Source organism: Deltaproteobacteria bacterium (genome assembly GCA_023382265.1).
GTDB lineage: Bacteria > JAMCPX01 > JAMCPX01 > JAMCPX01 > JAMCPX01 > JAMCPX01.
Map to the genome: position 1 here is coordinate 1 of JAMCPX010000043.1, position 8,548 is coordinate 8,548.

The window sequence follows — 8,548 nt, forward strand, 5'->3', positions numbered from 1 at the left end:
TAAATCTGTTAGACAGGTGGTCGATGAACTCAAAGACAAGTGGACTATTACATTAAAAGACGAAATTTCTGGCAATTCCGTAAATATCCTTATCAACAAAAAACCGCACTAATTGGGAAACTCAGGAAAGATAATTACATTGCGTTCTTGGAATATCCTCAGGCTTCCCGCAAATTCATCTATACGAGCAATGCCATCGAATCCATCAATGCCGGTATTGAGAAGATGAGATTGAATCTGAGAGGGTATTCCCCCTCATCACGAGCATTGGTGGTGGACCTGTTCATACAGATGATAAACCTCTGTTTGACTTACGCTTAGAGATGAAGGAAACTTAAACAATCGAATACACATTTTTCAGAGGTACTCGGGTATAGCACAATCTCGCAGATTGTGGGTTTCTGCGTCAATCTAGACCAAACCTGCCTTTAAAATGTCATGCAGATGTATGATGCCTATGGGTTTATCTTTTTTACCGTTTTCCGTCACAAAAAGAGATGTAATAGAATAGGTTTCCATTATATTTAATGCCTTAACGGCAAGTGCTGCCTTTTCTATACATTTTGGATGCAGCGTCATTATATCTTTTGCCTTTTTATCAAGAAGATCGCTGTACTTCGCAAGCGATCTTCTTAGATCTCCATCCGTTATAATCCCTTCAAGCTTGCCTTTTCTATCATAAACACCGGTAACCCCAAGCCTCTTTGATGTAATCTCAATAAGTACATCCCTCATCTTTGTATCAACGTTAACGTGGGGTATCTCGGAACCCGTATGTATAAAATCCTTTACAGTCAGGAGCAACTTCTTACCAATCAACCCCCCGGGGTGAAACATGGCGAAATCATCCTTTGTAAAACCCCTTTTTAAGATGAGTGCTACCGCAAGTGCATCCCCGACAGCAAGCTCTGCAGTAGTGCTTGCTGTCGGGGCAAGGCCAAATGGACATGCCTCCATCTCAACGGGAACATGTATTATCACGTCCGAAGAACGGGAAAGCGTAGAATTTTTTTTACCCACTATTGCTATAAGTTTTATTCCGAGCCTTTTAACAAAAGGTATGATCCGTAATAGCTCCTCGGACTCCCCGCTGTTGGATATTGCTATTACAATATCATCCCTTCCGAGGATTCCAAGATCCCCGTGTGCACCTTCTGTTGGATGAAGGAAATAAGATGGTGTACCTGTGCTTGCCATAGTTGATGCAATCTTTTGTCCGACAAGCCCTGACTTACCAAGCCCTGAGATTACAACCTTGCCTTTTGTATTCAGGATCAGTTCAACTGCATCCTCAAAATGCCTGTCAAGATGTGCGATAATATTTCGAATCGCATCAGCCTCTATCTTTAAAACCTTTCTTGCCTCTTTTAATGTATCAATGTCTTTTTTTAACGATGTCATTTATTTCCTTTACACTTTCCAACAGATTTTCTACTTCGTTTATTTTAAGCGAGTTTGCCCCATCACTTAAAGCTTTATCAGGATGTGGATGAACCTCCATGAACAAGCCGTCAATACCAACCGCTGCTGAAGCTCTTGAAAGCATGTGAATGTATTCTCTCTGTCCACCGGATACCCCGTCTGATAAAGAAGGTAACTGAACACTATGTGTTGCATCAAAAATAACGGGATATCCGAACCCTCTCATTATAGAGATTGCTCTAAAATCGGTTATAAGCATATTGTAACCAAATGTATACCCGCGCTCTGTTAAAATGATTTTATCATTTCCGGTGGATTTGATCTTTTCTATCGCATACTTGATATCCCATGGTGCCATGAATTGCCCTTTTTTTATATTTACAACCCTTCCTGTTCTGCCTGCCGATATCAATAGATCCGTTTGCCTGCTTAAAAATGCCGGAATCTGTATAACATCGACAACATCCGATGCGGGTTTCATATCTGCTGCAGTGTGAACATCCGACAGTATTGGAACATCATAATATTGTTTTACTTTCGATAAGATCTTCATACCCTTAACAATGCCAGGCCCCCTGTACGATTTATGGGATGTCCTGTTTGCCTTATCGTAAGATGCTTTAAATATAAAGCCTATGCCCATCTTCGCGGTTATTGATTTAAGGGATTCCGCTATAGACATTGTTAATTCTTCGTTTTCGATGACGCAGGGACCTGCGATAAGAACAAAATCTTTATTACCGCCCATACGTACGCCATTTATATTGATAGCTTTTACTTTAATGCCCATGTTTGTTCTTTTTTTTATTGGTTATTGCAGCTTTTATAAAATGGACAAATAGCGGATGCGGCTCAACAGGTTTTGATTTGAATTCGGGATGGAACTGACAGCCAAGGAACCATGGATGGTTTTTTAGCTCTACAATTTCGACAAGTTTCGTATCAGGGGATTCCCCGCTTATTATCAAACCTTTTGATACAAAATTCTGTCTGTAATTGTTATTGAACTCGTACCTGTGCCTATGCCTTTCCCGAATGTTATTAACATTATAAGCTCTATATGCATGGGTCGACGGCTGGAGTACACATTCATACGCACCAAGCCTCATAGTACCGCCAAGCGTTACATTTTTTTGCTCAGGCATAAGATCGATTACCGGATTTTTTGTTTCGGGATTAAATTCACTGCTGTGAGCGCTTTTTATCCCTGCAACGTGTCTTGCAAAATCAATAACCGCTATCTGCATGCCTAAACATATCCCAAAGTATGGTATCTTCTTCTCCCTTGCATATTTAGATGCAAGGATCTTACCTTCTATCCCCCTGCTACCAAAGCCTCCGGGAACGAGTATGCCATCCACACCTTTTAAAAATTTCTCTACACCGTCACTTTCTATTTCTTCGGAATCTATGTATTTATGGTTTATTTTTACACCATTCGCAATACCGGCATGCGTAAGAGCTTCATGCAGACTTTTATAAGAGTCTTTTAGGTGCACGTACTTACCGACAATAGCTATGATCACCTCATCTTTTATTGCCGCTTCTTTTTTAGATAATTCCTCCCACCTCGTTAAATCCGGAGAACCCGTCCATATATGAAGTTTTTCTATAACCTTTTCATCAAGCCCTTCCCTGTGGAATACGAGCGGAACATCATAAATAGAATCTACATCGACATCGGATATAACTGCGTCCTGGTCAACATCTGTGAAAAGCGCTATTTTTGCTTTCATGTCTTTATCTATCACACGATCTGTTCTGCATATCAGGATATCGGGCTGGATGCCTATCGCCCTTAATTCTTTTACAGAGTGCTGGGTTGGCTTTGTTTTTACTTCGCCTGAAGCTTTTATATAAGGAACCAGCGTGAGATGGAGGTATAAAACATTTTCGGCACCTACGTCTTTTTTCATCTGCCTTATTGCTTCAAGAAACGGCAGTCCCTCAATGTCTCCAACCGTACCGCCAACCTCTATAATAACTATATCCCTGCCTTTTGCGTTCTCCTTAATGCGTTTTTTGATCTCATCCGTTATGTGAGGAATAACCTGAACAGTACCTCCAAGATACTCACCCTTCCGCTCCTTATTGATCACTGTATCATAAACCTGACCAGTTGTGATATTGTTTGACTGCGTAACCTTTACGCTTGTGAAACGTTCGTAATGCCCAAGATCAAGGTCTGTTTCCGCCCCATCGTCTGTAACATAAACCTCGCCGTGCTGATATGGGTTCATGGTCCCTGGGTCCACATTTATATATGGGTCGAGTTTCTGCATGGATATCTTTAAACCCCTTGCTTCTAAAAGAGCTGCAACAGAAGCCGATGCGATCCCCTTACCAAGCGAGGATACAACACCCCCGGTTACGAATATAAATTTTGATCTCATATCTTTCCCTTTTCTTTTAAGTACCTTTCTGCCCTTTTCAAATCTTGAAGTGTATCAATCCCCGGTGGGGCACCTTTGGTTACAACAACCTTTATTCTGTAACCGTTTTCAATCAACCTTAGCTGTTCAAGTCTTTCCATTCTCTCAAGATTAGATTGTCTTAGTTTTACAAACTCAAATAAAACAGACGGTCTGTATATATAAATACCTATATGCCGATAATGCGATTTTATCTTTTTGACAAGCTTTCCTTTATCATCTCTTATGTATGGGATTGGAAATCTCGAGAAATAAAGTGCATAACCATCTTTGTCCATAACTACTTTGACATTGTTTGTATCATTAAGTTCATCATTGGTTTCTATGCCTGAAGCGAGTGTAAAAGTATCCGTCTTATTATTTGTTTTGAGTGCAGATTCAATGCCTCTATCAAACATACCGGAGGTAAGAAAAGGTTCATCGCCCTGCAGGTTCATCACGATAGAGCAATCAATATTTTTTACAGCATAAGCAACCCTGTCCGTTCCGCTGTTTATACTCCTGGGTGTCAATACACACTCTCCATTAAATTTTCTTACAGCATCAAAAATCCTCTGATCATCTGTAGCGACTATCACCCTTTTTGCAAATTTTGATAAAGATGCGTTTTCATAAACGTGCTGGATTATTGTTTTACCCGCCAGTTTCAAGAGAGGTTTTCCGGGCAGCCTTTTTGATCCAAAGCGAGCAGGAATTACTATCACAACATTTTTCATGTTTATAATTATTAGATACCTCTTAAAAGTAAGTCAAGGATTAAGCTTTTATTTTTATCAAATGCACATCCTCGCTGCTTGCAGCGAGGTATCCGTTATTCCCGGGTACCCGGTCGCACATTCTACGGATTCCCTCTTTCCCCGGACTGACAACACAGGCGTTTTCCACCGATGTAAACATCTGTAAAATCTTTTGATTATATGTACGTAACAAAGAACATTTAGCGTTGTCTCACTCAAAACCAATCCTTCATTATTTTTTTTAAATGTATTATTCGTATAAAGGAGTTTTAAAACATCCATTTTGCAACTTTAGATAAAACACTTCATTTACCGTTCCGATGAAGTATTTTTCTTGCTTTTCCTTTAGAAAGAATCTGCGCCTCCTTCATAATCTTTCTTCTTCTTGCCGCCTCATTACTTTTAGTTAAATATATGATATCATTATTCTCCAACAGCGGATTATCTGCACGCTTACGGGTTTGTATGTATCGTAAAAAATTTACCTTTATTGTATGATTTCCTCTTATCATAATTATATTTTTAAGATCCGAACTGGCAACAGGGACTGCAGCACCTATTGCATCCATTATCCTTGCTCCTTTATTCAACAGTAATCGCCCCGGTGCCTGCACTGCCCCAAATATCGTAACGTTAACGTACTGCCACTTGATCTTCGGAATATAGATCGTATCACCTTTCGCTATAACAGGATTTTCACTCTCGTTGTGGGTATGCAGATAGTCAAGAAAGTTTACATCAATTTTTTTATCACCTCTTTTTATGATAATATTGGCATAATCGGAAGTGCCCTTACCGTGAATGGTTAATGGTCCGCCCGCAAGCATCATAGCATCGGACAGCCTTACACCTTCATTGAGTGAATACCTTCCCGGCTTCTCGACCGCACCGCTGATAGTTATGGAAAAAAGCCTCGACGAAATCGGTGTAATACCATCGGTTGTTATCTTGATCCCACCTGATGGTATCCTGTACTCTCGGGCAAGCATGTCCTTAAGATCGTACAATGGCATACCAGATACAATAATCTTTTTATTATGCGATAACGTGATATCTCCATGCCGGCCCACAGTAAACCCAGTTATAAAGCTGCCTGGAGCCGCCCCATTTTTAACGGAATGGACCGTCACGGTAAGTACATCGCCGGCTTTTAACAGCTTTAGCTTCCATAGATCAAAAAGACCGGCATGGACAACCGGCTCATAGTTATCCCATATAAAACTGTCAAGCATGGTAGGCTGAAACACGCTCCCGTTTCGTTCCGACCAGATCAGCAGGAATCTGTATGACCAGAGGTAGGTGATGATAAACCTGACCTTCTTTGATTTTAATGTAGTAACAACTTCTTTCAAAACCGATTCCGGGGCACTCCCCGATTTACCAAAGTTTAATAACTCATCATATCGTGTTGGATTAACCAAGCGTAAGGCACTAAAAGAGGCTGATATAAACGGGTATGGAAATACCTGCTTATCCGTTCCGAGAATCGGTTTAATACGGTCAATAAAATTGATAAGTTCAACCGCATGCTCCTTGTGAAACGTCCAGTAATCCTCTCCATCAATATTAAAGTGATATGCTTCCTTATTTATATGATGAACCGTGGAGTATAATTGGAAACACGCAAATCCTGCCATTATTAATAGAAAACCTTGTATACCATATTTAAAACGATTTAAAAGTCCGTTTTTGGTTTCGGTCGAGGCGAGATAACGTTTAGCATATTCGGGTATCTTGCCAATAAGATAGACGGGCAGCAAGAGAGCGAAAGCGCTATTCGCATTGGTTGTTGTCACAACACTGAGAATCAACCTGTGCCAAGTGTTGAGGGAAAAGATGATACTCCCTGTAAAAAGTATAATCTCTTCTATGCTAAGCTCCCTTTTTCTCAGAAGAAACCAGCTGCTTATGATGAAAGAAAACACTATAAGTAAACGCACAGGAGAGAATATACTCTCAAATGACATAAATGGTAATGTCATAAAGGATGCTGTCTTTGAGTAGAATCTAAATAATACTGTCTGATCATAAAAAAAAGCAGATAGTGCATGATGCATAAAAAGATATGATAGGAAAACAAATACCGGCACCATGATCCCCACCGAAAAGGGTATGAGTCTGTGAAACAATCCTGTCTCACGATGCCTATGAAAATACATAACAACCAAAAACATTATTATCGTATAAACACCTGCTGATTGCAGGAATAATCCGGTAAGCCCGGCAAAAAAACCTGATAAAAATAAGAAGATATCCGGGACACTGCCATGATTATTCTGATTCTTCAAATAATGTAAGAAGAAGATCAATGCAGACAAAATAGTAATATAGGTTGTCCAGTAATGGCTAAAAATAAACCAGCTCGGGAAACCTATAGAAAGGAAAAACAGCGGAGGGATTATGGCATACCAGCGTTTGATTATTGTGTAAGAAATGTGGTAAAATAATATGGTAATAACGACATCCACGGCTATGATTGCTTCATTGATAACGAGATAGCTTGAACCAAACAATTTATAGATCAGGGCAAGCAAAAAGAAGTTACCTGGGGCAAAGATCTCAAAAAAATCCTTGTATATGATTTTGCCTTCCATAATGCGGAGCGCTCCGGTAAGTGTTTGTTCCAAATCCCATTCTCTCACATCAAACATGTAATGGGCGTAGTAGCTTAAATATAGAAAAGAAATCAGCCCAACAATCAGGTAAGGAAGAACCCTTTTTATCGTTTTCATATTATTTTTGAAAAAAATGTATCACACAGCATTTTTTTTTTCAATCAGTGCTGCTCATTAACTATGTATAGGATTTTTGGGGAAAGATTCAAAACCTCCTGATAAGGAATTGGGGGGTAGTTTACATAATCGTTGAATAATTATTGGTCAAGTTAGCAGGACCGCAAAGTGGAATCGCTATAAATAATATATACTATTGACATCTACTATAAAACCTGTATATTAAAACTATAAGGAGAAGGAATATGTGGCGTCCGGCACCAAGAATAATATAAAACAGAGACTTAACAAATTTTTGAGCAGTCAAAATGTATCATAGTATGTGAAACTATTGATAGTTTTGTCTTTCATTTAGATAAATCCTGTGCTTCTTTGATAATGTGTGCCTTATTAATAACTTCACCCGTCTTTGGCAGGTATATAATATCGTTGTTTTCTAACAATGGATTATCATTATTATCATGTGCTTGTATGTATCGTAAAAGATTTATCCTTATTATCTTTTTTTCTCGTATTATAATCACATTCCTCAGATCACTAATGGGAAGAGGGCTATCCCCAATATTGAATATATCCATAAATCTTGCACCTTTATTCAAAAAAATGCGTCTGGGTTTCTGTATGGCCCCAAGAACTTTTATATTTAGAGCACCCGGGTATGCCTGATCCTGCCCTATGCTTTTGGGAAAGTAAATGTTATCACCATTTTGTATCATGGTGTTAGATGTAGTTAATTTCATGCCTATTAACGATATCGCTTTTATCACATCTTTGTTTTTTATATCAGTGTGTTTAAGCAAAACATAAAAGTATCCGCTTTTCAATTTTCCGGCAACTTCTACTGTCTTATAATGTGTAAAAATATATTTTTCGAGTTTGTTAATAGAAAAGAGCTTACCTTCTTCCTTCGCTATATGCTGAAATCCAATGTATGACCATTGATAGGTAATAATGTATTTTGTCTTTGAAGCCTTCAGTTCTCTTATGATCTGATCCATAACAAATGATGGAGTATCCGACACTGTTCCTAAACTCGGCACCAGATCATAGCTTGTAGGGTTTTGTATATCCATTGCAGTATAGAGGATCGAGGCAATTGGATAGACGAATACTTTTCTATCGTTTTTAATGATTCTGTCTGTTTCCGTAATGAAATTCACCATAGTCTCCGCTCCGTATCTGTCAAATGTCCATAATCGCTCGTGATCAAGAGTGAAATGGTAAC

Annotated in this window: 6 protein-coding genes; all 6 read right to left on the bottom strand. The window is 39.1% G+C overall.

The genetic code is table 11. The features are described 5' to 3' along the window. Nucleotides 1-411: 411 nt before the first annotated feature. Nucleotides 412-1,401 (bottom strand): KpsF/GutQ family sugar-phosphate isomerase, encoded by a 990-nt coding sequence (locus tag M1381_08180; protein MCL4479056.1) that lies wholly within the window; start codon nt 1,399-1,401, stop codon nt 412-414. Beyond that, nucleotides 1,376-2,212 carry a 3-deoxy-8-phosphooctulonate synthase gene (gene kdsA, locus M1381_08185; GenBank protein ID MCL4479057.1) on the bottom strand — a complete coding sequence of 279 codons (837 nt, stop codon included), beginning with the start codon at nt 2,210-2,212 and terminating at the stop codon, nt 1,376-1,378. Before kdsA ends, M1381_08180 begins: the two co-directional genes overlap by 26 nt. Continuing rightward, nucleotides 2,202-3,815 (bottom strand): CTP synthase, encoded by a 1,614-nt coding sequence (locus M1381_08190; protein MCL4479058.1) that lies wholly within the window; start codon nt 3,813-3,815, stop codon nt 2,202-2,204. Before M1381_08190 ends, kdsA begins: the two co-directional genes overlap by 11 nt. Next, a complete protein-coding gene (kdsB, locus tag M1381_08195; protein ID MCL4479059.1) occupies nt 3,812-4,570 on the bottom strand; it encodes a 3-deoxy-manno-octulosonate cytidylyltransferase in 759 nt (252 codons plus the stop codon). The genes M1381_08190 and kdsB overlap by 4 nt, the downstream gene beginning before the upstream one ends. Before the next feature lie 326 nt (nt 4,571-4,896). Then, nucleotides 4,897-7,323 carry an SLBB domain-containing protein gene (locus M1381_08200; GenBank protein ID MCL4479060.1) on the bottom strand — a complete coding sequence of 809 codons (2,427 nt, stop codon included), beginning with the start codon at nt 7,321-7,323 and terminating at the stop codon, nt 4,897-4,899. A 347-nt stretch (nt 7,324-7,670) separates the two neighbouring features. Beyond that, nucleotides 7,671-8,548: hypothetical protein (locus M1381_08205; protein ID MCL4479061.1), on the bottom strand; the 878-nt coding region annotated here is incomplete at its 5' end.

Coding starts and splice junctions, on each gene's coding strand:
- kdsA (MCL4479057.1), bottom strand. CDS start 2,212: ATGGGCATTAAAGTAAAAGCTATCAATATAAATGGCGTACGTATGGGC.
- M1381_08180 (MCL4479056.1), bottom strand. CDS start 1,401: ATGACATCGTTAAAAAAAGACATTGATACATTAAAAGAGGCAAGAAAG.
- kdsB (MCL4479059.1), bottom strand. CDS start 4,570: ATGAAAAATGTTGTGATAGTAATTCCTGCTCGCTTTGGATCAAAAAGG.
- M1381_08190 (MCL4479058.1), bottom strand. CDS start 3,815: ATGAGATCAAAATTTATATTCGTAACCGGGGGTGTTGTATCCTCGCTT.
- M1381_08200 (MCL4479060.1), bottom strand. CDS start 7,323: ATGAAAACGATAAAAAGGGTTCTTCCTTACCTGATTGTTGGGCTGATT.